The sequence below is a fragment of the Streptomyces malaysiense genome (genome assembly GCF_000980885.2).
GTDB classification, from domain to species: domain Bacteria; phylum Actinomycetota; class Actinomycetes; order Streptomycetales; family Streptomycetaceae; genus Streptomyces; species Streptomyces malaysiense.
Genome location: NZ_LBDA02000022.1, coordinates 1 through 456 on the forward strand (window position 1 = coordinate 1; position 456 = coordinate 456).

At 71.7% G+C, this 456-nt stretch carries 1 protein-coding gene; it reads right to left on the minus strand.

Annotated features, from left to right (window positions below; translation table 11 throughout):
* A partial coding sequence (locus tag VT52_RS11300) for a ketoacyl-synthetase C-terminal extension domain-containing protein (RefSeq protein WP_143070868.1) occupies nucleotides 1-456 on the minus strand: 456 nt, incomplete at both ends.

The window sequence follows — 456 nt, forward strand, 5'->3', positions numbered from 1 at the left end:
GCGGCGAGTGCGGTGTGGAGTTCGTCGGGGTTCTGGCCGAGGATGACGGCGCGGTGGGGGTGGTGGGTGCGGGTGGTGGCCAGGGCGTGGCCGATGGCTGCGGGGTGCTGGTCGGGGTGCCGGTGGACGTGGTCGAGGAGGCGTGCGGCCTGGGCACTCAGGGCCGTCTCGGTCTTCGCCGAGACCGGCCAGGCGAAGACGGAAGGCGCGGCGGCTTCGGTCTCAGAGTCCGCGTTGCCTTCTTCGCTCCCGTCGTTTTCCTGGTCGACCGGGCTGGGCTGGGGTGGTGCTTCGAGGATGAGGTGGGCGTTGGTGCCGGAGATGCCGAAGGAGGAGACGCCGGCGCGGCGCGGCCGGTCGGTCTCGGGCCATTCGGTGGTCTCGGTGAGCAGGCTGACGGCCCCTGATTCCCAGTCGACGTGCGACGACGGTGCGTCGACGTGCAGGGTCTGCGGC